The organism is Mesobacillus sp. ABV4_180 (genome assembly GCF_056158485.1).
On sequence record NZ_JBSWTJ010000001.1, the window covers coordinates 1,944,497 to 1,969,848 of the forward strand.

The following is a 25,352-nucleotide window of genomic DNA, read 5'->3' on the forward strand; positions in this document are numbered from 1 at the left end:
TGCATGGGAGAGATACAGATTAAAACGGCAATACCAGGTCCTAAAGCACAGGCTCTGATCGAAAAAAAAGAGAAAAATGTTCCTGTTGGTCCGTTCAATACACTTAAAACTTTTGCGGATAAGGGAGAAGGAGCTCTGCTTACCGATGTTGATGGCAACACATTCATCGATTTTGCCGGTGCGATTGGTACGCTGAATGTCGGGCACTGCCCGCCTGCGGTCGTTAAGGCTCTTCATGAGCAAATCGACCGTTATCTTCACCCTTGCTTTCATGTGATGATGTATGAACCGTATATTCAACTGGCAGAGTTGCTCAACAAAATCACTCCAGGTACCCATGAAAAGAAGACATTCTTTTTAAGCAGCGGGGCTGAAGCAGTGGAAAACGCAATTAAGATCGCCAGGAAATACTCTGGACGAAAAGGAATTATTTCATTTGAACGGGGTTTCCACGGAAGAACTTATATGGCAATGTCCTTGACAAGCAAGGTTAAGCCCTATAAATACCAGTTTGGTCCCTTTGCCCCAGAAACCTATAAATGGCCATATCCAGTTTATTCTCAAGATAAATCCATGTCTCCTGAAGAACTGGACGCCTATATGCTGAAGAAATTCGAGACTTTTTTCCTCAGTGAAGTGCCGGCAACCGAAATTGCTGCGGTAATCATGGAGCCTGTACAGGGAGAGGGCGGCTTCAATATCCCCTCAAAGGAATTTGTTCAGGGTGTGAAAAGGATTTGTGAGCAATACGGGATTCTGTTTATCGCAGACGAAATTCAGACTGGATTTGGCCGGACTGGAAAAATGTTTGCGATGGAACATTACGGTATCGTTCCGGATCTCATGACAATGTCCAAATCGATTGCTGCCGGTCTACCAATCAGTGCGGTAACAGGAAGGGCGGAGATTATGGATTCTGCTGGAATTGGTGAAATTGGAGGGACTTATGGGGGAAGTCCTCTCGGTTGTGTAGCAGCTATGCAAGTCGTTAAAATGATAGATGAGCAGAAACTTCTTGAAAGGGCTTCAGAATTTGGAGAAAAGTTCCAGGAAAGATTCGGCAAGCTGGCAGAGCGTTTTAACCAAATAGGCGATGTTCGTTCACTTGGTGCCATGTGTGCTATCGAATTTCTTGACGAGAACGGCAAGCCACAGTCACAGATTGTACAGGAGATACTTAAAAAAGCTCATCAGCAGGGGCTGATCATAATGAGTGCAGGTCTATATGGAAATGTCATCAGGCTTTTGGCTCCCCTTGTTATTACAGATGGACAGATTGAGGAAGGGTTTGGCGTGCTTGAATCAGTTATTATCGATTGCTGCCAGCAATAGGAGGTTATATGATGAAACAAATGTTATGGATCAACGGTGAGAATGTGGAAACGGAAAAATACCGTCCCCTTTATAATCCTTTTACTGGTGAAAAAATAACCGAAGTAGCAGACGCGAATAAGGATGAAGTCCTCAGGGCTATTGATGCAGCTGCCGGGGCAGCAGGAATGATGGCAGGTATGGAGGCACACAAGCGAGCTGATATCCTGAGGAAGGTAGCAGATTTTATCGAGGAAGAACGAGAGGAATGTGCAAGGCTGATCGCCGAAGAATCCTCCAAACCTTTGAAGGCTGCGCGTGCAGAGGTGGACCGAACTATCATGACTTACACTCTTGCTTCAGAAGAAGCAAGACGGATCCACGGAGAAACCATACCTTTGGATGCAGCTCCTGGAGGTGAAGGGAGAATCGCCTATACGGTAAAAGAACCGCTTGGTGTGATTGCTGCCATTACTCCTTTCAATTTTCCGATGAACTTAGTCGCCCATAAGGTTGGACCAGCGATTGCTGCGGGAAATTCAGTCGTCCTGAAGCCGGCAAGCCAGACCCCGTTGTCAGCATATAAAATTGCTTCTTATTTTCACAGGGCAGGACTTCCGGCTGGGGCTTTAAATGTTGTCACGGGCAGCGGCAGGAGTGTCGGGGATGTCCTGATCTCTGATGACAGAGTCAAGAAAGTAACCTTTACTGGTAGCCCGCCTGTCGGAAAGTATATCCGCGAAAATGCCGGTTTGAAACGGGTAACACTTGAGCTTGGCTCAAACTCTGCTCTTATCGTTGATGAAGGGACAGATCTTCATAAAGTGATGCCGCGGATTGTCACAGGTGCATTTTCAAACCAGGGACAGGTCTGCATCTCGATCCAGCGCATTTTCGTTCACGAAGGCATTGCCGATGAATTCGTATCACTTTTCATTGAAGAAGCTGCAAACCTTATAGTAGGAAACCCGCTTGATGAATCAACGGATATTGCTGCAATGATCAGTGCCAATGATGTGACAAGGGCAAAATCCTGGATCCGGGAAGCTGTAGATAATGGAGCAGAACTTGTACTAGGCGGTGACAGTGACCAGCAGGTTCTGAAACCGACTGTACTGCTCAATGCAAATCCCGCTGATAAGATTTCCTGTGAGGAAGTATTTGCGCCTGTTGTCCATATCAATACTTTCAAGGAGTTTGATGAAGCGATCGCACAGGTCAATGAGTCACAATTCGGTTTACAGGCAGGTGTCTACACAAAAGATCTCCAAAAGGCCTTTAAAGCAGCAAGAGATATACATGTCGGCGGTGTGATGATCAACGATATCCCTACGTTCAGGGTTGACCATATGCCATACGGCGGTGTTAAAATGAGCGGAACAGGCCGTGAAGGAATTAAATATGCTGTGGAGGAAATGACTGAACTGAAGCTTGTTACATTCAAGCTAGATTAACCTAAAAGCCTGGCCAAAAGCCAGGCTTTTACTGCAGCAGTTATTTCGAAAATATATTTTTAGCTTTTTATCAAAAAGTGGGGGATGAAGATGAATCAAGGAAAAACTAGGATCATAACAGATCAGAATTTTAATTTAACAGCCTATCTCGATCCGAAAAATAATCGCGTGAGAGTTGATGATTATTTGGGCAGCTTATCCGGTATCCTGGATAAAGCTGAACAGCTTGCAGAGGAAGAAAAAGTGGATAAGTTGATCATTAAAGGCAGGAAAGAACATTTTACACAGCTTGTTGAACGCGGATATAGATATGAAGCAAGTATTGATGGCTATTTTCTTGGATCCGACTGCTGTTTCTTTTCGAAGTTTTTAAGTGATGAACGGAAGCATAGCCCGCATTGGGTACGGGAAGATGGAATTATTAATAGTATCTATCATCTTGCGGAACCGGCACAGAACATAATTCCACCAAAAGCCTATGTCATGAAGAAGATGGAAGAGTCAGATGCAAAAGGACTATCTGAGCTGTACAGCACAGTTTTTCAAATTTATCCAACTCCTTTAAATGATCCCGACTACATCGTAAAGACGATGCAAAATGGAACAGTTTATTTTGGTTTCATGTACGATGGACAGGTGGTAAGTGCAGCTTCAGCAGATGTGAACACGTTTTATAAAAATGCAGAGATGACCGACTGTGCGACCCTGAAAGAGCACAGGAAGCATGGCTTGATGAAGATCCTTCTTAACCGTCTGGAACAAGAATTAATTGAGAATGGGATCTTCTGTGCATACTCCATTGCAAGGGCACTGTCATTCGGCATGAACGCAGTGTTATATCAGCTTGGATACTCATATCGGGGCAGGCTTGTTAACAATGTATTCATTTATGATAAAATTGAAAACATGAATGTTTGGGTAAAAGATTTGGCAAAAACGCCAAATTTTGGGCAGTAATAAGACAGTTTTTCGGCACGCTGTCATATACTTAATATGGGAGTGTGATGACAATGGGTTCCATCTCGAATGTTACTGAAGAAATCTTAAGCGCCATTCTAAAATGCATTGACGAGGCTATTCATGTCGTGAATACTGAGGGAATCACCATTTTTTATAATGAAGTTGCTGCGAAGCACGACGGCCTCGAAATCAAGGAGGTCGTAGGGAGGCCGCTCCTTAGCGTGTTCCCCTCACTGAACGATCAGTCCAGCACCCTGCTGAAAGTCATCGAAACAAAGAAGCCGATCTATAACGAAACCCAATCCTTCGTAAATCTGCATGGGCGTAAAATCGAAACAGTCAATACGACTCTGCCAATCTTTGTTCAGGGAGAATTAATCGGTGCCGTTGAAATTGCCAAAGACTATTCCCGAATTAAGCAGCTTTCCGAACGGCTTGTAGAAATCCAAAAAAGCCTCAAGCATCAAAATGGAAAGGCGATCAAACAACAAGGGGCCTATACTTTCGACGATCTGATAACGAAAAATCAGCACTTTGCTTCAGTCAAGAAAAAGGCTGAGAAATTGGCAAAATCCGATTCTCCCATTCTTATTTATGGGGAAAGCGGTACAGGCAAGGAGTTATTCGTACAATCCATCCACAATGCATCAAATCGGGCATCTGGACCTTTCGTTGCCCAGAATTGCGCAGCCATTCCGGAAAACCTGCTGGAGAGCATCCTGTTTGGTACCTCAAGGGGGAGCTATACAGGAGCAGTGGACAGGCCTGGACTATTTGAACTGGCCAACGGCGGAACCCTTTTTCTTGATGAACTGAACTCCATGCCATTTGATCTTCAGGCCAAGCTCCTTCGGGTCCTGGAGGATGGAGCTGTCAGAAGAGTCGGCAGCACAAGCGTTATTTCCGTCAATGTAAGAGTTATTTCGGCAATGAATGTTTTTCCTGGCCGGGCAATGGAAAAAAATCAGTTGCGGACTGATTTGTTCTATCGATTGAATGTGCTGACTTTCGAATTGAGCCCCTTAAGACAAAGGAAGGAAGATATTTTGTATCTTGCTGAAATCTTTATTGACCAATATAACAAGAAACTGTTAAAACGTGTATCAGGACTGGATGATGACGTCTGCGAGATTTTTCTTAACCATCAATGGCCTGGTAACGTGAGAGAGCTCAAGCATACGATCGAATATATGATGAATGTGTGTGAAGGTGAGAAGCTTACCGAAAATGATTTGCCGGTGATGCTGAAAAGTTTGAAGTCTAAAGTGCAAACACCTTCAAAGCGCACCTCCTTTATTTTAAGGGAACATTTAAAAGAGGTGGAGCAGGAGCTCATTGCAGATGCCCTCAATGCCTGTAACGGAAACGTCCAAAAAGCAGCCGTCCTTCTTGATGTCCCAAGACAGACCCTTCAATATAAAATAAAAAAACTTAATCTATAAGAAACTTATTAATCTGCCGGAAATTCAGCAGGTTTTTTCTTTTTCAAATTGTCTCCTCCACATATTAAAGACCTGATCCCTTCCTGTATATGACTTTCAGAATAATCCGTCACTTTGGCACGGAACTTGCAATATACATACTTATAAAAATAACGGGGGGAATTGGAATGAAACAAACTTTATATAAGCCTTCAAGACATTGGAAGGATATTGAACTGTGGAAGGATGTTTCGGAGGAACAATGGAATGATTGGCTATGGCAGCTTACCAATACCATCAGGACACTGGATGATTTGAAAAAAGTAATCAATCTGACCCCTGAAGAAGAAGAAGGAGTCCGGATTTCAACAAAAACTATCCCTTTAAATATAACACCATACTATGCGTCATTAATGAATCCTGATGATCCGCGCTGTCCGGTCAGGATGCAATCTGTACCAATTTCAAAAGAAATCCACAAAACGAAATATGATCTTGAAGATCCGCTGCATGAGGATGAAGATTCTCCGGTACCTGGACTGACCCATAGATATCCTGACAGAGTATTATTCCTTGTAACGAATCAATGCTCGATGTATTGCCGTTACTGTACCCGCAGGAGATTTTCCGGACAAATCGGCATGGGTGTTGCAAAGAAACAGCTCGATGCAGCAATTGAATATATCAGTAATACCCCTGAAGTACGGGATGTGCTGATCTCAGGCGGCGACGGACTTTTGATCAACGATAACATTCTTGAATATATTTTAAAAAACCTGCGAGAAATCGACCATGTTGAAATCATCAGAATTGGAACACGCGCGCCGGTTGTATTCCCTCAGCGAATCACAGAGAAGCTTTGTTCCATCCTCAAAAAATACCATCCAATCTGGCTGAATACACACTTCAATACTTCCATCGAAATCACAGAAGATTCCAAGCGGGCTTGTGAAATGCTCGCCAATGCAGGTGTACCTGTAGGAAACCAGTCCGTCATTCTTGCGGGAATCAATGACAGCGTGCCGATCATGAAAAAGCTCATGCACGACCTCGTGAAAATTCGCGTAAGGCCTTATTATATTTACCAGTGCGACCTATCTGAAGGAATTGGCCATTTCCGTGCACCGGTAACAAAGGGGTTGGAAATCATCGAGGGGCTTAGGGGCCATACGTCAGGCTACGCAGTCCCGACTTTTGTTGTCGATGCTCCCGGTGGTGGCGGAAAAATCTCTTTGCAGCCTAACTACCTCATTTCCCAGAGCCCTGATAAAGTCGTGCTACGTAATTTCGAGGGGGTCATCACTTCATATCCGGAGCCGGAAAACTATGTGCCTGGCAGAGCGGAAGGGTATTTTAAACAAGTGTATCCTGAATACGAAAACAAGAAATCGAATACAGGAATTGCTGCCATCATGAATGACAGCGAGTTTAACCTGATACCTGAAGGATTGAGAAGGCTGGACCGCAGGGAGCAGTATGAAGTGGATCCGAATCATGCTTCATTAAAAGATAAGCGCGAAAAGCGGGATGAACTGAAAGAAAAGAAATTCAATTCGCAGCAGAAAAAAACAGCGGATGTACCTGATGGGCAAGGAGCAGTCCCATCGACGAATGAATAGGAGGGCAGTCTGATGGGAAATTGTGAATGGTGCAGCAGTGAAAATATCAAGGCCATAGCCGACCGGGTCTACTGGGAGCTCCCCGATGGAACAATGGCAATCCAGATTGACGAAACACCGGCAGTCCATTGCCAGGACTGCCAAATGACGTACCAAACAGAACTAGTGACAAAGGAAATAGAAGACCAATTGTTTTTAATCAATACGAAAAAACTGGGCAAGGTCATCACATTTGAGGAATTGATGGCACAGCCAAGACTTCTGAAGCGCAATTACTTCGACTTTTCTTCATAGCTCCGGTGTGATAAATATAACCAAATGCCACTTTGCGTTCACAGAAGTTTCACTATTCCCATTTATTCCTCAGCTTCCCTTTCATTATAATAGACTGGGGAGTATTCATTTGGGAAATGGGGAGAGAACATGTATATCGCTTTATCTATCATGCTGGTGGCAGCGATGTTTGTCCTGTTCATGTGCGGATATTATGTGCGGCTGATCAAAGAGAAGTTCGGGATGAACTGGCTGCATGCCGTCCCGATTACCGTAGCAATCCTGATGTTCAATATCATTTGGGCACTGCTTGAAATGGCTAAATCATCAAGATGGCAATAATGTGTGAGCATCTTCCTTTGAGGAAGGTGCTTTTTTCATCGGCTCCTGACATCGATTTTTGCATGATAGTGGACGCCCTGGAACTTATCCGTTATAGTATGGTCAAACTAATTTTTACAATAGGCAGGCGTTCATATATGTATAAAAGCTTTTACCACTTTCTTATGAAATACCGCACCACTTCTCCAAAGGATGCCATCAGCAGATTCGCCAATTCAGCATACGATGACCTCTCGTTTCCCAAAAATTCCGAGGACTATGACGAAATCAGCTCATATTTGGAAATGAATGGACAATATCCGGAAAGCATGGCTGTTTTTGATGAAGTCTGGGAGTTATATTTGATATCAGAAAGTTAAAGGTAAGATAAGAGGCTTCTGCGACATTTTGCAGAAGCCTTTTTTCATAAACAAAAAAATACCTCCCCATCTAGGCGTGGCGATTTTCAGAATAATGCATATACTGTTGTAATCACAATTCACGACTCATCGTTGAGAGGATGGAGGAAATGGAAAAACGGAAAAAACCTAAGTTTAACATCGGTGATACAGTCGTGATCACTATTTATGGGACTGTGGGGAAAGTGACAGATATTAAGTGGCTGGATGGCCTTCATGTATATGAAATCAACAAGAGCGAGGGCTTGTACTTGGAAACAAGCTTGCAAATGCTTTCAGAATATGATGGGAAGCTGCTTGAAAAGGAGCAAATTGACATCGAATATAAATATTTCTTCGGAGATTTAGTCCAGGTAAAAGGCTATGGTGCAGACCTTTTTAAAGTCGTTGGATTCAGGACTGAAATCTGGAGATACAAAGAAGATGCATGGGAAGATGTCATTTATGAGCTCTCGAGAATAAAGGATGGAGAATGGCTTGAAGCCGGAGAAGAAGAATTAACGCTCGTAGCAGACTCGGACAGCGCAGATACATTCATCCAAAAGCTTGGCCTGCTGTTTTCAGCCAACAAAGAGGTGAAGCCTTCGGTCAATCTTGAGAAAAAGGCGAATCAGCCAAGGGCTGGGGAAAAAGAGGAATTACGGAAAATCAATCAAAAAAGAATGACCATTGATAATTTGCTGGATATTTATAATGATTACCGTATTTTATATAAAATGTTCAATGATGATGAGTATGCTCATGTAATGAGAGTGATCCTGCGCAAGCTTTCGATCCTCGTCAATAACGACGGCAAAAGCCATGTTTAAACTATCCGATAAATTGAAGAAAGACATATAACATAAAAGGAATTCCACATGCCAATATGGTTTTGAATAAAAAATTGACCATTGTACCAAACAGACCAACAATCGCACTCTCTTCCTTGTTAACATCCTCAACAATCATCCCTACAACTGTTTCCAGTTTCTCCATATGGAATCACTCCTTATTTTTATTTATTCCATTCTATGCTTGTCCAATTCAGATAGAACGTTTTCAGAAAAAAATGAATGCTTGGCATGAAACGAGCATGGTTCACATACATTTGGAATAAAGGGGGGCGAATCTGTGAAAGAGATTGAGGTTTTTATCGATACAGAAGAAATTGCTGAATTTTTCTTTCATGAACTTGTAAAAAGGGGATACGTTCCCACTGAGGAAGAATTAGAAGAAATGGCAGATATCACTTTTGAATATCTGATCGAAAAATGCATTATAGACGAAGAACAAGATGACTAATTGAGAAAGTTGTTAGGCGGATTCCACTTGAATCTGCCTTTTTATTTTTTTACGAAGAAAAAATATCTCTGAAGTGAAACTCTGTAAAGAATCAATCGTATACATTAATATGAAATAAAAAAGATGCAATAGGGAGGAAAAGGGAATGTCATTATTTAATAAAGTGTTTGCAAGTGTGGGAATCGGTGCAGCTAAAGTGGATACAAAGCTTGAAAAAGATCAAGTCATGCCAGGTGAAGAAGTTCGTGGTGTTGTCCAGATTCGCGGTGGCAGCACAGAACAAAACATTGATGACATCTATTTGAGTTTACATACAACGTATATCAAAGAAGCGGATGATCGGAAGTATACTGCTACAGCACAGATTGATCGTTTCAGGCTTACTCAGTCATTCGTGATTAAAGCGAATGAATCGAAAGAAATTCCTTTCTCTTTCAGGCTGCCTCTCGAAATGCCGCTGACTATGGGAAGGACAAAGGTTTGGGTTGCAACTGGCCTGGACATAAAAAATGCGGTTGATCCAACTGATAAAGATTATTTATCAGTAGTGCCCAACCATGTAATGCAAGGAATTTTTAACGCTGTTGGCGAGCTTGGTTTCCGTTTGAGGGAGGCAGACTGTGAACAGGCACCCAGACATCTCCGCAGACATCTTCCGTTCCTTCAGGAGTTTGAATACATCCCTGCATCAGGTCCATTCAGAGGCAGATTGGATGAATTGGAACTGATTTTCTATCCTAATAGTGAAAATGAAATTGAAGTATTGATGCAGGTCGACCGTAAAGCCAGAGGACTGGGAGGATTTTTGTCGGAAGCAATGGGAATGGATGAAACCTATATCAGGATGAACGTCCACGCATCAGATTTGCCTGCTCTAAAGCAAAAATTCCAGAGCGCGATTGAGCGATATTGCTGATGGGATGCAGATACAAACACGAAAAGACGATGAAGCCATGGCTTCATCGTCTTTTCATTATGCTTTAGTTTTCCTGCCGTTTGCTGAGAATTCTTTCCCATGCGCTTCCTGTTCGGCAACAATTGCTTCAGGAGAGATATGATTGTTTTTCTTAGGTGAATTGATGCGGTTACGATGCTTTTTTCCCATTTTCTATGCACCCTCTTCAATGGATTTAGAACTGCTCGAACTAAAGAATTTTTTGCTTTAGCTTTGGTCAAGCTAACTTTAGCTTTCCCGTTAATGAAATTGTCATGAAACTGAAGATTTTCCTGCTAAGTTATATTGTGGTATAGTTTTAACGTAGCAACCCATAGGATGGAGGATTTAAAATGAGTGTACATATTGGTGCTAAAGAAAATGAAATTGCTGAAACGGTTTTGCTGCCAGGCGACCCTTTAAGAGCGAAATACATAGCTGAAACCTTCCTGGAGAATGCACAGTTATATAATGAAGTAAGAAATATGTTCGGCTTTACAGGAACATACAAAGGAAAAAGAATTTCGGTACAAGGTACGGGCATGGGTGTACCTTCGATTTCTATCTATATCAATGAATTGATGAATAGCTATAATGTCCAAAACCTTGTGCGTGTTGGAACGTGCGGGGCCATTCAAAAGGATGTTAAGGTCCGTGATGTGATCCTGGCAATGACATCCTCAACTGATTCACAAATGAACCGAATGACATTCGGAGGTGTAGACTTCGCTCCAACTGCAAACTTTGACTTGCTTTATAAAGCCTACAATGCAGGCGTGGAAAAAGGCCTGAACCTTAAAGTCGGTAATGTATTTACAGCTGACCAGTTCTACAATGACAATTCAGAATTGGAAAAATGGGCACAATACCAGATTCTTGCGGTTGAAATGGAAACGACAGCCCTTTACACTCTGGCTGCGAAATACGATCGCAAGGCCCTCTCTATCCTGACTGTCAGCGACCACATTCTGACCGGTGAAGAGACTACTGCGGAAGAACGCCAAACTACCTTCAATGACATGATTGAAGTAGCGTTGGAAGCAGTTATTAAAGAATAAATCAGTGAAAACCCTTTCCTAATAGGAGAGGGTTTTCTTAATGCATGTTTGCCTTAATTCCCATACAGGCATAATGGAAATAGAGCCTGAATGGGAAAAAAGGCCATACGAAAGTCCATTAAAAAGTGTTAGAATGGGTTTATTGTTTAAAATGCTGAAGATTGGTGGAAACAATGAAAAAGATATTAATTTTATTAGCTTCGCCTTTGTTACTGACAGGCTGTGCTCCTGTTCAACCATATTTAGAAAAAATCCCTTATATAGGAGAAAAATTTGCAGGACAAGACCAGTCATCAGAAGAATCGAATAATGTTGCCAGTGAAGAGGAAGCAACAACAAATTCCCCCACAGAAGTGGACAAGCCCTCAGAGGATGAATTGACACTTGAAGCTGCTTATTTTAATGTAGTACAGACCACAGATGGCAAAAATGTTATCCAGAATCCACAAAACACGCTTTCACTTGTCAATAAAATCTTTGGTTTGCCCGAGAATTATATTCCAGGTGACCTCGTTCGGCCGGATGTTCCATTTTCCTTTGGAGAGGCAAAGCTAGAAAAGAGCTTGATGAGAAAAGAAGCTGCCGTTGCTTTGGAGACAATGTTTGCTGGAGCAAAAAATGTTGGAATTGAATTAACAGCTGTCTCAGGATACCGATCCTATGGACGCCAGGAAACATTATTTAATGCTGAGGTCCAGAAGGTTGGCGAGGAACAAGCATTGCAAGCAGTAGCAAGGCCCGGCAGCAGTGAGCATCAGACTGGACTGACCATGGATATATCCAGCAAGACTAATGATCTTAATTTAAATGAACAATTCGGTAAAACAAAAGAAGGAGTCTGGCTTGCCCACAATGCCCACAAATACGGGTTTATTCTCAGATACCCAAAGGGTAAAGAAAGTTTGACAGGCTATATGTATGAACCTTGGCATTTCCGTTATGTTGGAATCAAGGCTGCAACAGAAATTTATGAAAATGAGTGGACGATGGAGGAATACTTCCAAAACGTCAAAAAAATCTAATGTGTAAAGCCTGGCTGATCATTAATCAAGGCCAGGCTTTTTGTTATATCCCTGGAGAAAAAAGATATTTCTCCGTTTAAATGTGACAATCCTAACTGTAATTAGCCCGAATACAGATAAAATAATAAAATAAGCAAACTTTTTTATTGATAAATATACTATACAGGGGTATAGTAATAAGAGTAGAAGGAAATTAATTGGATTTTAAATAATGTACTGAAACGGGGTGTAAATGATGAAAGAACAAATGACCGTCGATATTACCGGAATGACTTGCGCTTCTTGTTCCACAAGGATTGAAAAAGTCCTAAACAAGATGGATGGCGTCGAGGCTACGGTAAATCTTGCGATGGAAAATGCCTCAGTCTCATTTGAACCAGATAAAATAACTCCAGATGACATATTTAACAAAATTAATGATTTGGGGTACGGAGTCAGAAATGAAAAAATGGACCTGGATATCTTCGGGATGACATGTGCAGCATGCTCAACAAGGATTGAAAAGGTGCTGAACAAGATGGACGGAATGGTCTCAGCAAATGTGAATTTAGCGACAGAATCTGCTTCCGTTGAATTTAACAGCGCTGTCCTTCCAATCGAACAAATAATTGCTAAAATCCAGGGTCTTGGATATGATGCCAAGGAAAAAGTGCAGCGTGAGGCGAAGGCACAGCAAAAGGAAGAGGAAATCAACGCAAAGAAAAGAAAATTGTATATTTCCATCGTTTTATCCCTACCGCTTCTCTACACTATGATTGGTCACGCTCCCTGGGATACAGGCCTGCCGATGCCCCATCTGCTGATGAACCCATGGTTCCAGCTTTTATTGGCAACACCAGTTCAATTTTGGATCGGGGCACAGTTTTATGTCGGTGCATACAAGTCATTGAAAAATAAAAGTGCAAACATGGATGTCCTTGTTGCCCTCGGAACTTCTGCTGCTTATTTTTACAGCCTCGCAGAAGCATTTAAGACGATCGGCCGGCATCATTATGAGCCGCATTTGTATTTTGAAACAAGTGCTGTCCTGATTACTTTAATATTAGTCGGGAAGCTATTTGAAGCACTAGCAAAGGGACGCACAACAGAGTCGATTTCAAAGCTGCTCAGCCTGCAGGCTAAAGAAGCGACCGTCATCAGGGATGGTGAGGAAATCAAGATCCCTATCGAAGAAGTGAAAGTCAATGATACGATCATTGTAAAACCAGGAGAGAAAATTCCTGTTGACGGCAAAGTGGTTTCAGGCCAATCTGCTGTGGATGAAGCGATGATCACAGGTGAATCGATTCCGGTTGAAAAAACTTCTGGGGATTCCTTAATTGGAGCAACAATCAATAAAAATGGAACATTAACCATGACTGCCACAAAAGTTGGCAAGGATACAGCATTAGCAGGAATTATCAAGGTAGTAGAGGACGCACAGGGAAGCAAGGCGCCAATCCAGCGTGTAGTGGATAAAATCTCAGGGATTTTCGTGCCAATTGTCGTTGCAATTGCCATTGTGACATTCCTTGTATGGTATTTTATTGTTAGTCCCGGGGATTTTGCATCAGCACTTGAAACAGCAATCGCGGTATTGGTAATTGCCTGTCCGTGTGCCCTTGGCCTGGCGACTCCTACTTCCATCATGGTAGGTACTGGAAAAGGCGCTGAAAACGGAATTTTATTCAAAGGTGGAGAACATTTAGAGGCAACACATAAAATTAATGCTATTGTTCTCGATAAAACGGGTACAATTACAAAAGGGAAGCCAAGTGTTACCAATCTTGAAATTTTCGGTGACAAAGATAAGGTCTTAACCTATCTGGTTTCAGCTGAAAAGGCTTCCGAACATCCACTTGCTGAAGCGATTGTCGAATACGGTCAAGCGAATAATGTTGAAATTCTGCAAATGGATGAGTTTATGGCAATACCAGGCCATGGGATTGCAGCAGTCATTGATGGCGAAAAAGTGTTTATTGGGACTCGAAAGCTGATGAGTAATGAAGGCATTGAGTTCGCCCGTTATGGACAAATGCTTGAAGAGCTTGAGAAGGAAGGCAAGACAGCAATGCTGATTGCAATCAATAATAAAGTTCAAGGCATTGTCGCTGTGGCGGATACGGTCAAGGAAACGGCAAAGACAGCAATTGAAGAACTCAAAGCACTTGACATCGAAGTGTATATGCTTACTGGTGACAATACGCGTACAGCGAAAGCAATAGCTGCTCAGGTCGGAATAGATCATGTCATTGCAGAAGTCCTTCCAGAAGAAAAGGCGAACCATGTAAAAGAACTGCAGCTAAAAGGCAAAAAAGTCGCAATGGTCGGAGATGGCATCAATGATGCGCCTGCACTGGCACTCGCAGACATTGGAATCGCCATAGGAACTGGTACGGATGTGGCAATAGAGGCAGCGGATTTGACCATTCTAGGCGGAGAACTGACATTGATTCCTAAAGCCATCACATTAAGCAAGAAAACAATGCAAAATATCCGCCAAAACCTGTTCTGGGCACTTGCCTACAATACAGCAGGTATCCCGATTGCTGCGATCGGTTTGCTGGCTCCATGGGTTGCCGGAGCTGCAATGGCATTCAGTTCCGTTTCTGTAGTGACTAACTCCCTTCGTTTGAAGCGGATTAAGTTATAAATTTAAAAATAGAGAGGAAGATTATTAATGGAAAAAACAACTTTAAATGTATCAGGTATGACTTGCGGCCACTGTGAGAAGGCTGTCAAGAACGCGCTTATGGGTGTGGATGGTGTGGCCAGCGTAATCGTTTCACTTTCAGAGGGAAAAGCTGAAGTAGAATATGATGCTGCAAAAGCAGGAGTAGAAAAATTGAAAACTGCAGTTGAAGATCAAGGGTACGATGTAGAATAGGGACTGGAAAAGCAGCGGTTAAGAGACCGCTGCTTTTTTTACATAGACGCCAGTGCCTATTTTTCTGTTAATTTGAAAGTAAAAATGTTATCCTAATCATTAAGGATTTTAAGCTTGATTGGAAAGTGGTGAAAAGGGTTGGATCAGCAAAATTTAAATGAAGAAAACAAGGAAGATATAAAGGGTCAAGAAAAGATAGAAGAAGCAGAGACCAAAAATAGTTTTCTTCGGATTAAAAAGTTCCACTTTGCAATGCTGTTGTTTTTTCTAGTCTTTTTAACAGCAGGAATCACTACCTTTGCGCTTGCTTTCGGTGAAGACAAGCCCGCTGTGCAGGTAATCAGGGATAGAGAAGAATTTGCAAAGCTTTATGATGCATATGACACATTGAAAAATGACTATTATCAAGATGTAGACCAGGAAAAGCTTATCAATGGTGCGATTGATGGCATGCTTGAATCACTTGACGATCCGTATTCGGATTACATGAGTCAGGAAGACGCAAAAAACTTCCACCAAAGCCTTTCCTCATCATTTGAGGGGATCGGAGCCGAAATACAGGAAAGGGAAGGACATATTGTTATCGTCACACCGCTTAAAGGTTCACCAGCCGAAAAGGCAGGGTTGCAGCCGGAAGACAAAATCATGTCGGTTGATGGCAAAAGCCTCCAGGGGATGAGTTCAACAGAAGCGGTTGCCCTTATTAGAGGCGAAAAAGGAACTGACGTTAAATTGTCTATTCTCCGCCAGGGGGCAGAACAGCCGGTGGATGTAACAATAACCAGGGATACAATTCCGATTGAAACTGTTTATGGCGAAATGCTTGATGACGGAATTGCGAAAGTCCAGATCACAAATTTTTCGCAGAACACAGCAACTGAGCTTGTGAACATATTAAATGATTTTCAAAAGCAGGGAATGAAAGGTCTAGTTCTTGACCTTCGACAAAATCCAGGCGGATTGCTTGACCAGGCGATCAAAATATCCAGCCTATTCGTTCCTGAAGGAAAAATCCTCTTTAAAGTAGAGGACCGTGAAGGCAATGTGGAGGAATATGGTTCAGAGAATGAAAATAATCATAATCTTCCTTTAGTTGTTGTCATTGATAAAGGCAGCGCGAGTGCATCTGAAATCCTTGCTGGTGCAGTGAGCGAATCAGCCGAAGTTCCTCTTGTGGGGGAAAAATCATTCGGTAAAGGCACTGTTCAAAGAGCCGAGGATTTTTCAGATGGTTCCAACATGAAATTCACTACTGAAAAATGGCTGACACCAGATGGCAATTGGATTCATAAAAAAGGGATCAAGCCTGATTATGAAGTGCCAATGCCAGAATATGCATCCTTGCCATTTATCGACCCCGAAACAGAATTGAAAGTTTCAGCTGCGTCAGAACAAGTCAAAGCTGCACAAAAGATGCTGAAAGCTCTGGGTTTTGACCCTGGCCGTGAAGATGGCTTCTATGATGAGAAAACAAAAGAAGCTGTCACTGAATTCCAAAAGTCTAAAAAGCTTGAAGAAACAGGAGTGCTTAAGGGAAGTTCAACAATTGAATTGATGAATGCTTTGCGTGAACAGATTAAAAAAGAGGATCCACAAATTCAAAAAGCGATTGAAATCCTAAAGCAAGAACTGAATAAATAATGAGAATCTCCAGCATATGCTGGAGATTTTCCACATTACATACCTTAACGTTGGGCGGAAGCGAAATGAAAAGAACTGAGGTTTTTATATTATCTGGTTTTCTTGGTACAGGGAAAACAACATTATTAAAGCAAATTTTACAGCGAGAGAAAGAGAAGGACCGTACAATTGCTGTCATGATGAATGAGCTCGGGAATGTATCCATCGATTCTGATGCAGTGGATACAGATGTGCCATTAAAAGAGCTCTTAGGAGGGTGTATTTGCTGTACCATTCAGGATAAGCTCGAATCTCAACTGCAAGGATTGCTGTTTGAGCATAATTTGGATGCCATCTACATTGAAACAACTGGCGCCGCACATCCTGTAGAAGTTCTCGATGCTGTACTGTCACCTTTATTTGCAGACAAGCTCGAAATCAAAGGGATTGTGACAACTGTGGACGGCACATTATGGCTGAATAGAAATGAATTCAATCCACAGGTGCATCAGCTGCTGCTTGAACAGGTCAAGCATGCTGACCTCATCATTGTAAATAAATCAGACATGCTGACAGAGTCTGAGCAAGCAAAGGTGAATTTAGACATTCAGGCTATCAACCCAAAAGCGAAGTGTATTTTAAGTTCTTTTTCAAAAATCCCGATGGATTTGCTGGATAAAATGGCTCACTCAAAAAAGACGGGAAACATAGACGCTCATGTGCAAACTGATTTGAGGCTCAGCACTTTTGTTTATCAGTTTAAAAACGCAGTAAGCCAAATGGCTTTTGAAGACTTTTTAAGAGAACTCCCTGACACCATTTTCAGGATTAAAGGTTATGTTTTATTTGATCATTCTCAATATCCTGACTTGTTTCAGTATTCCTATGGAATGCCGCTTTATATGAAGGAATATATGAAAATGCCGCTAAATCTGGTATTCATTGGGCAGGTATCTGATTGGAGCCATATTGAAATGCGGTTGAACATGCTTGAAAGGTAAAATTGTTTTGAATGTTGAGCTTTGGGTAAATGATAGAGAGATCATTAATGGAAAGGATGAATAATATGCCCTGGACAAAGAATGATTACCCTGTTTCAATGAAAAACCTTGATACCGATGTACGTGAAAAAGCGATAGAAATCGCGAATGCACTTGTAACGGAAGAACACTACGAAGACGGCAAAGCAATACCAATTGCAATTGACAAAGCCAAGGAATATGTAGCTAACCATGACAAGGATTGAACCTAACCCAGCTAAAGCTGGGTTTTTTTATTTGCTTTAAAATCCATGTATTGGTTGAATAGCGTGAAGCGAAAACGCAAAAACTTTCATGTAGCTTATATTCTGATTAAAGCTGATTGCTAAGAAAAAGAGTTGAATTAAAGATGAAAGTATTAAAAATTCTTTTAATTAGCCTCGTATTCATACTATTTAATGGCAACGATATCGAGGCAAAAAACCAAGCCAGCATGGAAAAAATCAAGATGATCCAATGGGAAGAGGTAAATAATATACTTCCTAAATACAGCAAATTCACTGTGATGGATCTCGAATCAGGAATGAAGTTTCGCGTTCAAAGAAGGGCAGGAAGCAACCATGCAGATGTCCAGCCCCTGACACCTGAAGATACTGCCATTATGAAAAAAATCTACAATGGCCAATGGAGCTGGAAGCGGCGCGCAATCATTGTCATCTCCGATGGAGGTAAAATTGCTGCTTCAATGCATGGAATGCCACATGGAGGCGGGGCATTAAAAAACAACTTCCCGGGCCACTTTTGTATTCATTTTTATGGGAGCACAACCCATAGAACAAACTTCATGGATCTTTCCCATAAGCTTATGATACTTAAATCTGCTGGAAGGCTTGAAAAATATCTGGAACAAACGGATCCTTATGACCTGGTCAATGCGTATATTGCTGGGATCAAACAGCAGGATCCAAGGATAACTTCTCTTATATCACTTCAGGAACTCGATTGGGACAGAATCTTACCAGCGATAGAGAATATCCGTATTTCACGGATGGAAATTCTGCCAGCAGAAGATGTGGGGGATCAGCTCACTCTAACCGTACCAATTCAAGTGAACTGGCAAATAAAAGGCGTTGGCGGCAGGAATTTTAATGGGACCGTCAAGTTGGTTCGATTCATGCCAAATGAACAATGGAAAGTGGATTCAGTCCAGTTTTTTGGAGAAAATGGGATAAATATTGATAAATGAAAGAAGCTTGAGAAATATCTCAAGCTTCTTTCATGGTTTAATGTTCACCAAATTTTGCGAATGTCTTTTCATCCTCAATCAAGCCGCAGGCAGCGCATTGGATTTTTAATTCCGGCCCTCTGTATGGAAGGTGGAATGGCTCAAGCTGATCATTCGAATATTGTTCCACAACTTCACCTGATTGTGGATTCAATTTTACAGCTTGAGGAACCTGGGTAATCATATTGAAACGTGTACGATTTGTCTTACAATTCGGGCATCGGTAAGGCGTGCTCATAAACATTCTCCTTAAAATTAAATTTAGACTTATATTTTGCAATCAAAGGCTAAAATATGTAACTATACTAGTGAGGGTTTGACCCCGTTAATTCTCTGCAGGAGGAAGCAGGATGAATGCAATGGAATATGAAAAATTATTGGATGACTATAAAATGATATGGAATAATCGCAGACTTCAATCTGACCAGGCGTCAGAAGAAACATTAAAAGAAGCGATTACAAGGGAGCTTAAAGACGAAAATTCACATCCACGGGCAAGGAGGACATTAATGGAGAAGTATTATCTTGCCACAAAAAGAGTTATCGAATCCACCTTGAACAGCGAAAGCAAGATGCTGTTGATCGAGATTCATTTGGAACTCGCAGAGGAAATTCAAAAAGAAGGAAAATAAGATATATTAATTTCTGTGTAAGATAATCAAAACGCCTCGATTAAGCCAAAGGAAGTGTGACTTCCTTTTTTTATTTTCTGGAGCTATCAAGATAAAATTTTGTAGAAATGTCACGTTAATATGTTGCGATTATACCCCTTATGGTATATTATGATTAATGTAAGTTCATTAATGAACAATTAACAAGAGGTGAAGAGTAGTTGGTCACAAGTTTCGTCATCGGTCTCTTATTCGTTACTTTGTACTTTAACCGGTATGTCCCAGTACGGAATTTGCCAGCAGTTAAAGTAAATGAAAACAATGTTGTCTATGTGGATTTAAGAGATTATCAGGATTCCGCCAAAAACCCAGTACAGGGAGCAATCAATATTCCTTGTGGGTATTTAAAAAGATATAGGAAAGAAATTCCTGATACTCCGATTGTCATTATTGCATCAAGTGAAGTTGAGAAAAACTTTGGCGCAAGGATGCTGAAAAAATATGGTTTCAATGTTAAAGGGTATACAATTCCCGGTCCATCACAGTAGGTAGGAGGTGGCATATTTGGAATACAATAAAGAAGTTTTAAATCGCTTGAAACGAATTGAGGGACAGGTCAGGGGAAGCATTCGCCTGATTGAAGAGCAGGATGAATGCAAGTCTGTCGTTACTCAGCTATCAGCCATCCGTTCGGCCGTTGATCGGACGATTGCCTTAATTGTAAGCAAAAATCTGGAGCAATGCTTAATCAATGATTTGCATGAAGGCAGGGAAACATCACAGGCGGTTAATGATGCGGTAGAGCTGCTTGTCAAGAGCAGGAAGTAATTTGGATTTTCCTTATTGACAAGGTGATTTTTGCAACTTAAAATACCCGTATTGGTATGTGTTGAATTAAAAGACGAAGAGGTGCTACTTATGGATGTAGTTATTAATGTATTGATTGTTGTCCTTGCTGTTGCTTTTCTATGGAGCAGAATTGCACCGGCAAAAGGGGTTAACCAAATTACCACTTCACAGTTGCGTGACATGATGAAATCAAAGCAGATTGGAACTCAATTCGTTGATGTAAGGACACCTGGCGAATACAAAGGAAATCACATAAAAGGATTTAAGAATATCCCGCTTCAACAGTTAGCAAACCGAACTGGAGAACTAACATCGGATAAAGATGTTGTAGTCATTTGCCAGAGTGGCATGCGCAGCAGTCAGGCAAGCAAGTTATTGAAAAAAGCAGGTTTTAAAAATGTTACGAATGTAAAGGGCGGCATGAGCGCCTGGTAATATAAAAGGGGGAAAAGGAAATGCGTCAAATGACACCAGAAGAAGTACAAAACGGTTTAGGTACCAACGAGTTTGAAGTTGTGGATGTTCGTGAAGTAAGTGAAGTGGCACAAGGGAAAATTCCAGGTGCGATTCATATTCCACTCGGTCTTTTGGAATTCAGGATGAATGAACTTGATAAAAACAAAAACTACGTAATGGTTTGCCGTTCAGGCGGACGCAGCTCAAGAGCAACCCAATTTCTTGAATACTATGGCTATAATGTGATCAATATGCAGGGCGGAATGATGTCCTGGAATGGTCCAACAGAATAATGGATAGGAATAGAGATGGCAATGGACATCTCTATTTTTTATTATTTTTGTAAATTTAATATGTTTTAGTTGTGGATAACTACATATAGTGCTCTTAATCCAACTCCAGCGCTTATCTGGGCTGAACAAGGCGCTTGCGCTTTTTGTTATGGAAAAGTATATGTTTTGATTTCATAGATATTTCACAAATTAGGGATATAATGATGTGAGATACTAGTGGGTGAAAAGGGGTAAATCATGAAGTGGATCTATGTATTGATTGCAGCATCTTTCATTGTTATGGCATCTGCATGCTCGATAAAGACATTTGAACCTATTCCAAAGGAATCCTCTATTATTTCTACCGTGAACATCAAGGAAATGACCATTTCATTTTATGATATGGATAAGGATAAAAATCTGCCTGAATGGAAGGTTGACAGACCGTATGTAGGCGGCCTGATCTTTCCTGACAAGGACACCATTTTACTGTATGGAAAGACGTTGAAGACTGCTGATTTATATTCTTTGAGCAAAGGGAAGCGGATTGCAACCTGGGAAACAGGAGAAGGAATGGTAAATGCGCTTCTGATTCGGAATGGTACAGAAATAGCTTTCGCTGACCAGAATAGAGACAGTATCCGTTTCTTTAATATAAAAGGAAAAGAAATCGAAGAGGTAAAAGCTGAAAAGGAGCCATTGACACTTCTTGAGGCTGAGGAAAAGCTGTATGTCATCAGTTTTAATCAAAGCAGGCTCGGGATCATCGATCTTAACAACAAAAGTATGCTACCGGGATTTGAAATACACTCCGCTGCTGCAGGAGCTTTAATAAGCAAGGAATACCGGGAGTTATGGATTGGCGGACACGGGGCAGGTTCTGACGTAGAGGAACGGATCCATGTCTATGACATAAATAACGGAACGCTTAAAAAGAAGATTGCCGCACCTGTAATGCCGGTGAATTTCACCAAGAATGAAGATGGTATTTTTGTCCTTAGCCATGGCTCGAATATGCTGTATAAATTAGCTGAGGACGGTGCAAAAAAGGATTCCATTAAAGTAGGTGCGAACCCATTTGAAATTGAGCTATTTGCGGGAAAACTCATTGTCGCAGGGTACGACAGCAATGATGTGTACATAATTGATCCCAAAAGCTTAATCATAGAAAAAAAGCTGAAAGTCGGCAGAGGGCCATTTCAAATTGTAACGAGGGAGAGATAATCAGGATGAATCCCATTAATGTTCTGATCATAGATGATGAAGAAGATATGCGAAATCTTGTGCAGATGTACCTGGAGAATTCCGGTTTTCGCTGTGTACATGCATTAGATGGAACAGAAGGCCTTAAGAAACTGCAGGAACAGGAATTTGACCTCATCATCCTCGATATCATGATGCCATACGAAGATGGGTATGCCGTGTGTGGTAAGATCCGCGCTTTTTCGCAAGTACCAATTATCTTTTTATCCGCAAAAGGGGAAGAGTGGGATAAGGTTAGAGCATTGCAGCTAGGCGGGGATGATTATATAGTAAAGCCATTCAGCCCTGGTGAACTTGTGGCCAGGATTCATGCTCTTCTCCGTAGGACTTCTTTCGTTAAAAGTGATGAAGATACAGTTTCACTGGGGAAAATAACGATTGATAAAAAAGGAAGAAGGGTCAGGGTGGAAGGTGAGATCGTTCCGCTTACCCTTAAAGAATTTGAACTCCTTGTTTTTCTGGTTCAGCATCAAGGACAAGCCTTGAGCAGGGAGCAGCTTCTAGAGTTTGTATGGGGAATGGACTATAACGGGAGTTTGAGGACTGTTGATACTCATATTAAGACACTAAGGATGAAACTGGGTACAGGAGATTATATTCAGACAATTTGGGGTGTTGGCTATAAATTTGAGGTTCCTGCAACATGACTTCATTTTCTGATAGCCTGTTCAAAAAACTATGGCTGACGGTTACCACTACCATTCTGGTAACCGTATTGTATTCATTCTTCTTATCATATCTTTTTTATGAAAAGCTATATGTGGATATTATAGAAGAGTCTCTCTTAGACGAAGGGTACCGTCTGGCCAGCGATTATACAGGAGGGCCGCTGACAGATGAAATGAAACAGAGGGTCGAATGGTATAATGAAAAGTCTGAATCAGAAGTGTTTCTCGTCAGCAATCCAAAGGAACTTAGTGCATGCCTGCCGTATTCAATCGATTATGAAACATTGATCGGGGAAGAAGAGCGTGACCAGCTTCTTAACGGGGAACCAGTCCTTAAATCGGGCTTTGAGGAACGCTTTGGCAGAAAAATCCTTGCTGTTGCAATTCCGCTTCTTGATGATAGCAGGCTTGAGGGGATAATCTACTTATACGTTCCATTAGCCAAAATTTCCGAACTTACCGTCGATTTTTCATTTTTATGGCTAGTTGGGGGAGTAGCATTCATTATTATTGCTGCATTCCTGGGCTTTAAGATGCTTCATCGCCTTACAAGACCTATAGCTGCAATGAAAGAAGCGGCAGAAAAAGTTTCTGAGGGAGATTACTCAGCAAGGGTAGATAGTAATTCAAACGATGAAATTGGCCAGCTTGCCAAAGCTTTTAACCATATGTCAGAATCAATCCAGAAAGAAGATGAGAAGAAGAGGGAATTTCTTGCTGATGTTTCACATGAACTCAGGACGCCAATCAGCTATATAATGGGATACAGTGAAGCACTGGAGACAGGAATGATTAAAGATCCCGTCGAACAGCAAAAGTATTTAAAGCTGATTAACAGAGAATCGGGAAGGATGGTCAAAATCGTAGCAGACCTTTTAGATCTATCCAGACTGGATGCAGATGAATATCGTCTGATAAAAAGTCCTTTCCCGCTAGCCCAGCTAATCGAGGATTTCATAACCAAATATGAACCTGCGATGCATTCGAAAAATATAAAATTAGCACTGGAACTTGATCCAGATATCATCATAAATGGAGATGAAGGAAGACTGGAACAGATTTTCCATAATATCATCGATAATTCAATTCGTTATACTGGCGATGGCGGGAGGATTTCAATCATGCTATCGAAGCATTCATTCGGGTGTCAGGTAGTAATTGCAGATACAGGAATCGGAATACCGGAAGAAGATATTTACAAGCTGACCGACCGTTTTTACAGAGTGAATAAAGCCAGGACCAGAGCGGATGGCGGCACAGGACTTGGGCTGGCGATCGTTGATAAACTGGTCAGGCTACATGAAGGCAAAATGGAAATTACGAGCCAGCTGGGCAATGGGACAGCAATCAAATTGTACTTTCCGGTGGTACAATAATTATGCGTTCGGATGAAACTCTATAGTTAGCATATATTTAGATATCATAAATTTATTAAGGGGTTAGAATAAATGAAAAAATTGCTGTTAACTTTGATGATTACCTTTTCTGGATTGATTGCATCATCGTGCTCTCAGCAAGAGGCCGACGAGGAACCTCAATTTCTGGACGTCCAGCTTAAAGCTACTCCCGAAAAAGCAGAGGTAAACGAGGAGATTACCTTTGAAGCAAAGATCACATATGGAACAGAAGAAGTGAAAGATGCTGATGAGGTAAAGTTTGAAATTTGGCGCTCAAAGGCAGAAGATCATGAGAAAATTGAGGTGGCCCACAGTGGAAATGGGGTTTATTCCCTGAAGAAATCATTCCAGGAAGAAGGAACCTACTATATTATTTCTCATGTCACAGCAAGGAGCATGCATAACATGCCAAAAATAGAATTTGTAGTGGGGAATCCGAGTGAACCTGAAGAAGGCAGTTCTTCTGATATGAAAATGGATGAAAAAGAAGATGAGCATAGTGGACATTGATGGAAAGCGGCGATAAAGCCGCTTTTTTATTTTGGCTCTGTTATTACCCAATGTTGATTTCTATTACCTGTTGATTGTAGTAGAAGGCGCGAAGACTCCAGCGGTATGAGCAAGTCATGGGAGACCCCGCAGGCGCGTAAAGCGCCGAGGAGGCTCCCAGACTGACCGCGGAAAGCGAAGCGCCTGGAAGGAAAATCAACAGCCCATTTTAACAGAGCCTTAATATTAATTGTCGATTTGCATGTAACATTACATACTATTTGTCATATAACAGAAAAGAATGTAATAAATAATGCCTGAAAAAAATCTTGTCAACGATCTTTTATTGCCCATTTTTGGTTTTAATGGATTTGGATAGTATGAATGGAAAAAAATAGTATTCATTTTTAAAGTTTAGTTTTACTGTTAAAGCCTTTAAAAATCTGACATTCTAGCATTGAATGAATCTTTTTCCAGAAATGTTATTGATATAATAATAGTTTTTCCATAAAAGACCACGTTT

31 protein-coding genes are annotated in these 25,352 nt (G+C 41.4%); 28 read left to right on the forward strand and 3 right to left on the reverse strand.

What is annotated here, in order from left to right; all coding sequences use genetic code 11:
• Positions 1 to 3: 3 nt before the first annotated feature.
• The 9 genes from gabT to ACXAEA_RS09880 all read left to right on the forward strand — a co-directional run bounded on the left by gabT (position 4) and on the right by ACXAEA_RS09880 (position 8,587).
• Complete coding sequence (gabT, locus tag ACXAEA_RS09840; protein ID WP_475095710.1) at positions 4 to 1,332, forward strand: 4-aminobutyrate--2-oxoglutarate transaminase; 1,329 nt, start codon at positions 4 to 6, stop codon at positions 1,330 to 1,332.
• A gap of 11 nt (positions 1,333 to 1,343) precedes the next feature.
• Positions 1,344 to 2,765 carry an aldehyde dehydrogenase family protein gene (locus ACXAEA_RS09845; protein WP_475095711.1) on the forward strand — a complete coding sequence of 474 codons (1,422 nt, stop codon included), beginning with the start codon at positions 1,344 to 1,346 and terminating at the stop codon, positions 2,763 to 2,765.
• A gap of 90 nt (positions 2,766 to 2,855) precedes the next feature.
• A complete protein-coding gene (gene ablB / locus ACXAEA_RS09850) occupies positions 2,856 to 3,722 on the forward strand; it encodes a putative beta-lysine N-acetyltransferase (RefSeq protein WP_475095712.1) in 867 nt (288 codons plus the stop codon).
• A gap of 47 nt (positions 3,723 to 3,769) precedes the next feature.
• The gene (locus ACXAEA_RS09855) at positions 3,770 to 5,167 is read left to right on the forward strand and encodes a sigma-54 interaction domain-containing protein (protein ID WP_475095713.1); all 1,398 of its coding nucleotides are present in this window, start codon (positions 3,770 to 3,772) and stop codon (positions 5,165 to 5,167) included.
• Between the two features lie 167 nt (positions 5,168 to 5,334).
• The gene (kamA, locus tag ACXAEA_RS09860) at positions 5,335 to 6,765 is read left to right on the forward strand and encodes a lysine 2,3-aminomutase (RefSeq protein ID WP_475095714.1); all 1,431 of its coding nucleotides are present in this window, start codon (positions 5,335 to 5,337) and stop codon (positions 6,763 to 6,765) included.
• Positions 6,766 to 6,777: 12 nt separating this feature from the next.
• The gene (locus tag ACXAEA_RS09865) at positions 6,778 to 7,059 is read left to right on the forward strand and encodes a YokU family protein (protein WP_475095715.1); all 282 of its coding nucleotides are present in this window, start codon (positions 6,778 to 6,780) and stop codon (positions 7,057 to 7,059) included.
• A 129-nt stretch (positions 7,060 to 7,188) separates the two neighbouring features.
• On the forward strand, positions 7,189 to 7,380 hold the full coding sequence (locus tag ACXAEA_RS09870) for a hypothetical protein (RefSeq protein ID WP_475095716.1): 192 nt from the start codon (positions 7,189 to 7,191) through the stop codon (positions 7,378 to 7,380).
• 137 nt (positions 7,381 to 7,517) lie between these two features.
• Positions 7,518 to 7,739, forward strand: coding sequence for a YozE family protein (locus ACXAEA_RS09875; RefSeq protein ID WP_475095717.1), 222 nt, complete (start codon positions 7,518 to 7,520; stop codon positions 7,737 to 7,739).
• 149 nt (positions 7,740 to 7,888) lie between these two features.
• Positions 7,889 to 8,587, forward strand: a complete 699-nt coding sequence (locus tag ACXAEA_RS09880; protein ID WP_475095718.1) for a hypothetical protein — start codon at positions 7,889 to 7,891, stop codon at positions 8,585 to 8,587.
• Position 8,588: 1 nt separating this feature from the next.
• On the opposite strand, the gene ACXAEA_RS09885 is transcribed toward ACXAEA_RS09880, so the two are convergent.
• Positions 8,589 to 8,753: a hypothetical protein gene (locus ACXAEA_RS09885; protein WP_475095719.1), complete on the reverse strand. Its 165-nt coding sequence runs from the start codon at positions 8,751 to 8,753 to the stop codon at positions 8,589 to 8,591.
• A 135-nt stretch (positions 8,754 to 8,888) separates the two neighbouring features.
• On the opposite strand from ACXAEA_RS09885, the gene ACXAEA_RS09890 reads away from it, so the two are divergent.
• Together ACXAEA_RS09890 and ACXAEA_RS09895 are read left to right on the forward strand one after the other, a co-directional pair.
• A complete protein-coding gene (locus ACXAEA_RS09890; RefSeq protein WP_475095720.1) occupies positions 8,889 to 9,059 on the forward strand; it encodes a YozD family protein in 171 nt (56 codons plus the stop codon).
• Positions 9,060 to 9,204: 145 nt separating this feature from the next.
• Positions 9,205 to 9,975 carry a sporulation protein gene (locus tag ACXAEA_RS09895; RefSeq protein ID WP_475095721.1) on the forward strand — a complete coding sequence of 257 codons (771 nt, stop codon included), beginning with the start codon at positions 9,205 to 9,207 and terminating at the stop codon, positions 9,973 to 9,975.
• A 57-nt stretch (positions 9,976 to 10,032) separates the two neighbouring features.
• On the opposite strand, the gene ACXAEA_RS09900 is transcribed toward ACXAEA_RS09895, so the two are convergent.
• Positions 10,033 to 10,164 (reverse strand): hypothetical protein, encoded by a 132-nt coding sequence (locus tag ACXAEA_RS09900; RefSeq protein WP_475095722.1) that lies wholly within the window; start codon positions 10,162 to 10,164, stop codon positions 10,033 to 10,035.
• Positions 10,165 to 10,346: 182 nt separating this feature from the next.
• On the opposite strand from ACXAEA_RS09900, the gene deoD reads away from it, so the two are divergent.
• The 8 genes from deoD (at position 10,347) to ACXAEA_RS09940 (ending at position 18,785) form a co-directional block, all read left to right on the forward strand.
• Positions 10,347 to 11,051, forward strand: a complete 705-nt coding sequence (gene deoD / locus ACXAEA_RS09905) for a purine-nucleoside phosphorylase (protein WP_475095723.1) — start codon at positions 10,347 to 10,349, stop codon at positions 11,049 to 11,051.
• Between the two features lie 173 nt (positions 11,052 to 11,224).
• Positions 11,225 to 12,073, forward strand: a complete 849-nt coding sequence (locus ACXAEA_RS09910) for a M15 family metallopeptidase (RefSeq protein WP_475095724.1) — start codon at positions 11,225 to 11,227, stop codon at positions 12,071 to 12,073.
• A gap of 235 nt (positions 12,074 to 12,308) precedes the next feature.
• Complete coding sequence (locus ACXAEA_RS09915; RefSeq protein ID WP_475098103.1) at positions 12,309 to 14,705, forward strand: heavy metal translocating P-type ATPase; 2,397 nt, start codon at positions 12,309 to 12,311, stop codon at positions 14,703 to 14,705.
• 27 nt (positions 14,706 to 14,732) lie between these two features.
• A complete protein-coding gene (copZ, locus tag ACXAEA_RS09920) occupies positions 14,733 to 14,939 on the forward strand; it encodes a copper chaperone CopZ (RefSeq protein ID WP_475095725.1) in 207 nt (68 codons plus the stop codon).
• A gap of 138 nt (positions 14,940 to 15,077) precedes the next feature.
• Entirely contained in the window at positions 15,078 to 16,580 is a 1,503-nt protein-coding gene (locus tag ACXAEA_RS09925) for a lmo1851 family serine protease (RefSeq protein WP_475095726.1), read from the forward strand.
• Positions 16,581 to 16,645: 65 nt separating this feature from the next.
• Complete coding sequence (locus ACXAEA_RS09930; RefSeq protein WP_475095727.1) at positions 16,646 to 17,560, forward strand: CobW family GTP-binding protein; 915 nt, start codon at positions 16,646 to 16,648, stop codon at positions 17,558 to 17,560.
• 65 nt (positions 17,561 to 17,625) lie between these two features.
• Entirely contained in the window at positions 17,626 to 17,805 is a 180-nt protein-coding gene (locus ACXAEA_RS09935) for a DUF2188 domain-containing protein (protein WP_475095728.1), read from the forward strand.
• Positions 17,806 to 17,948: 143 nt separating this feature from the next.
• Positions 17,949 to 18,785 carry a hypothetical protein gene (locus ACXAEA_RS09940; RefSeq protein WP_475095729.1) on the forward strand — a complete coding sequence of 279 codons (837 nt, stop codon included), beginning with the start codon at positions 17,949 to 17,951 and terminating at the stop codon, positions 18,783 to 18,785.
• Positions 18,786 to 18,822: 37 nt separating this feature from the next.
• Here ACXAEA_RS09940 and ACXAEA_RS09945 read toward each other — a convergent pair whose 3' ends face one another.
• Positions 18,823 to 19,062, reverse strand: coding sequence for a DNA alkylation repair protein (locus tag ACXAEA_RS09945; protein ID WP_335430442.1), 240 nt, complete (start codon positions 19,060 to 19,062; stop codon positions 18,823 to 18,825).
• A gap of 112 nt (positions 19,063 to 19,174) precedes the next feature.
• Between ACXAEA_RS09945 and ACXAEA_RS09950 the strand changes: the two genes are divergently transcribed.
• The 9 genes from ACXAEA_RS09950 (at position 19,175) to ACXAEA_RS09990 (ending at position 24,850) form a co-directional block, all read left to right on the forward strand.
• A complete protein-coding gene (locus ACXAEA_RS09950) occupies positions 19,175 to 19,456 on the forward strand; it encodes a hypothetical protein (RefSeq protein WP_475095730.1) in 282 nt (93 codons plus the stop codon).
• A gap of 200 nt (positions 19,457 to 19,656) precedes the next feature.
• A complete protein-coding gene (locus ACXAEA_RS09955) occupies positions 19,657 to 19,983 on the forward strand; it encodes a rhodanese-like domain-containing protein (RefSeq protein ID WP_475095731.1) in 327 nt (108 codons plus the stop codon).
• 16 nt (positions 19,984 to 19,999) lie between these two features.
• Positions 20,000 to 20,263, forward strand: coding sequence for a metal-sensitive transcriptional regulator (locus ACXAEA_RS09960; protein WP_475095732.1), 264 nt, complete (start codon positions 20,000 to 20,002; stop codon positions 20,261 to 20,263).
• 90 nt (positions 20,264 to 20,353) lie between these two features.
• Positions 20,354 to 20,719: a rhodanese-like domain-containing protein gene (locus ACXAEA_RS09965; RefSeq protein ID WP_475095733.1), complete on the forward strand. Its 366-nt coding sequence runs from the start codon at positions 20,354 to 20,356 to the stop codon at positions 20,717 to 20,719.
• Between the two features lie 20 nt (positions 20,720 to 20,739).
• The gene (locus ACXAEA_RS09970) at positions 20,740 to 21,033 is read left to right on the forward strand and encodes a rhodanese-like domain-containing protein (protein ID WP_475095734.1); all 294 of its coding nucleotides are present in this window, start codon (positions 20,740 to 20,742) and stop codon (positions 21,031 to 21,033) included.
• Positions 21,034 to 21,270: 237 nt separating this feature from the next.
• Positions 21,271 to 22,236, forward strand: coding sequence for a YncE family protein (locus ACXAEA_RS09975; RefSeq protein ID WP_475095735.1), 966 nt, complete (start codon positions 21,271 to 21,273; stop codon positions 22,234 to 22,236).
• Positions 22,237 to 22,241: 5 nt separating this feature from the next.
• On the forward strand, positions 22,242 to 22,922 hold the full coding sequence (locus tag ACXAEA_RS09980) for a response regulator transcription factor (protein WP_475095736.1): 681 nt from the start codon (positions 22,242 to 22,244) through the stop codon (positions 22,920 to 22,922).
• Positions 22,919 to 24,319, forward strand: coding sequence for a sensor histidine kinase (locus ACXAEA_RS09985; protein ID WP_475095737.1), 1,401 nt, complete (start codon positions 22,919 to 22,921; stop codon positions 24,317 to 24,319). Before ACXAEA_RS09980 ends, ACXAEA_RS09985 begins: the two co-directional genes overlap by 4 nt.
• Positions 24,320 to 24,391: 72 nt before the next feature.
• Positions 24,392 to 24,850, forward strand: a complete 459-nt coding sequence (locus ACXAEA_RS09990; RefSeq protein WP_475095738.1) for a FixH family protein — start codon at positions 24,392 to 24,394, stop codon at positions 24,848 to 24,850.
• Positions 24,851 to 25,352 lie beyond the last annotated feature (502 nt).

Excerpts from the sequence above, each read along its gene's own strand:
- ACXAEA_RS09930 (WP_475095727.1), top strand. The coding sequence starts at position 16,646 with ATGAAAAGAACTGAGGTTTTTATATTATCTGGTTTTCTTGGTACAGGG.
- ACXAEA_RS09970 (WP_475095734.1), top strand. The coding sequence starts at position 20,740 with ATGCGTCAAATGACACCAGAAGAAGTACAAAACGGTTTAGGTACCAAC.
- ACXAEA_RS09885 (WP_475095719.1), bottom strand. The coding sequence starts at position 8,753 with ATGGAGAAACTGGAAACAGTTGTAGGGATGATTGTTGAGGATGTTAAC.
- kamA (WP_475095714.1), top strand. The coding sequence starts at position 5,335 with ATGAAACAAACTTTATATAAGCCTTCAAGACATTGGAAGGATATTGAA.
- ACXAEA_RS09915 (WP_475098103.1), top strand. The coding sequence starts at position 12,309 with ATGAAAGAACAAATGACCGTCGATATTACCGGAATGACTTGCGCTTCT.
- ACXAEA_RS09965 (WP_475095733.1), top strand. The coding sequence starts at position 20,354 with ATGGATGTAGTTATTAATGTATTGATTGTTGTCCTTGCTGTTGCTTTT.
- ACXAEA_RS09945 (WP_335430442.1), bottom strand. The coding sequence starts at position 19,062 with ATGAGCACGCCTTACCGATGCCCGAATTGTAAGACAAATCGTACACGT.
- ACXAEA_RS09990 (WP_475095738.1), top strand. The coding sequence starts at position 24,392 with ATGAAAAAATTGCTGTTAACTTTGATGATTACCTTTTCTGGATTGATT.
- ACXAEA_RS09855 (WP_475095713.1), top strand. The coding sequence starts at position 3,770 with ATGACAATGGGTTCCATCTCGAATGTTACTGAAGAAATCTTAAGCGCC.
- ACXAEA_RS09865 (WP_475095715.1), top strand. The coding sequence starts at position 6,778 with ATGGGAAATTGTGAATGGTGCAGCAGTGAAAATATCAAGGCCATAGCC.
- ACXAEA_RS09975 (WP_475095735.1), top strand. The coding sequence starts at position 21,271 with ATGAAGTGGATCTATGTATTGATTGCAGCATCTTTCATTGTTATGGCA.
- ACXAEA_RS09895 (WP_475095721.1), top strand. The coding sequence starts at position 9,205 with ATGTCATTATTTAATAAAGTGTTTGCAAGTGTGGGAATCGGTGCAGCT.
- ACXAEA_RS09910 (WP_475095724.1), top strand. The coding sequence starts at position 11,225 with ATGAAAAAGATATTAATTTTATTAGCTTCGCCTTTGTTACTGACAGGC.
- ACXAEA_RS09880 (WP_475095718.1), top strand. The coding sequence starts at position 7,889 with ATGGAAAAACGGAAAAAACCTAAGTTTAACATCGGTGATACAGTCGTG.
- deoD (WP_475095723.1), top strand. The coding sequence starts at position 10,347 with ATGAGTGTACATATTGGTGCTAAAGAAAATGAAATTGCTGAAACGGTT.
- ACXAEA_RS09935 (WP_475095728.1), top strand. The coding sequence starts at position 17,626 with ATGCCCTGGACAAAGAATGATTACCCTGTTTCAATGAAAAACCTTGAT.
- ACXAEA_RS09900 (WP_475095722.1), bottom strand. The coding sequence starts at position 10,164 with ATGGGAAAAAAGCATCGTAACCGCATCAATTCACCTAAGAAAAACAAT.
- ACXAEA_RS09875 (WP_475095717.1), top strand. The coding sequence starts at position 7,518 with ATGTATAAAAGCTTTTACCACTTTCTTATGAAATACCGCACCACTTCT.
- ACXAEA_RS09845 (WP_475095711.1), top strand. The coding sequence starts at position 1,344 with ATGAAACAAATGTTATGGATCAACGGTGAGAATGTGGAAACGGAAAAA.
- ACXAEA_RS09985 (WP_475095737.1), top strand. The coding sequence starts at position 22,919 with ATGACTTCATTTTCTGATAGCCTGTTCAAAAAACTATGGCTGACGGTT.
- ACXAEA_RS09870 (WP_475095716.1), top strand. The coding sequence starts at position 7,189 with ATGTATATCGCTTTATCTATCATGCTGGTGGCAGCGATGTTTGTCCTG.
- copZ (WP_475095725.1), top strand. The coding sequence starts at position 14,733 with ATGGAAAAAACAACTTTAAATGTATCAGGTATGACTTGCGGCCACTGT.
- ACXAEA_RS09950 (WP_475095730.1), top strand. The coding sequence starts at position 19,175 with ATGAATGCAATGGAATATGAAAAATTATTGGATGACTATAAAATGATA.
- ACXAEA_RS09980 (WP_475095736.1), top strand. The coding sequence starts at position 22,242 with ATGAATCCCATTAATGTTCTGATCATAGATGATGAAGAAGATATGCGA.
- ACXAEA_RS09940 (WP_475095729.1), top strand. The coding sequence starts at position 17,949 with ATGAAAGTATTAAAAATTCTTTTAATTAGCCTCGTATTCATACTATTT.
- ablB (WP_475095712.1), top strand. The coding sequence starts at position 2,856 with ATGAATCAAGGAAAAACTAGGATCATAACAGATCAGAATTTTAATTTA.
- gabT (WP_475095710.1), top strand. The coding sequence starts at position 4 with ATGGGAGAGATACAGATTAAAACGGCAATACCAGGTCCTAAAGCACAG.